Below are 243 nucleotides of genomic sequence, written 5' to 3'. Positions count from 1 at the left end.
CGCATCCAGCTGCAGACTGGCGCTACGCAGCTGCAGGCGTGCCTGTTCGATGGCTCGCGCGTAAGGGGGCGTGGTCGCCAGTTGCACACGTGCCTGTAGGCTGGCCGGTGCGCCGCCCTGAGCATCCAGCCGCAGCTGCACCGGCAGCTGGCCCGATGCCGAATCAGTGTCGATGGGCACGATTTTAATGCTCAGCTGCGTGGGTCGAAGCTGTTGCGGCAGGTCGGCGACCAGCGCGGGAAC

1 protein-coding gene is annotated in these 243 nt (G+C 67.1%); it reads right to left on the bottom strand.

Annotated features, from left to right (window positions below):
- Nucleotides 1-243 (bottom strand): hypothetical protein (locus AAEZ09_RS29010; RefSeq protein ID WP_350601770.1); only part of this gene is annotated, 243 nt, incomplete at both ends.

Origin of the sequence: Pseudomonas sp. 65/3-MNA-CIBAN-0223 (genome assembly GCF_040310425.1) — a bacterium.
Classification (GTDB): Bacteria; Pseudomonadota; Gammaproteobacteria; order Pseudomonadales; family Pseudomonadaceae; genus Aquipseudomonas; species Aquipseudomonas gregormendelii.
Note: the sequence above shows the minus strand (reverse complement) of the source record. Positions and strands in the feature narration are given on the sequence as shown.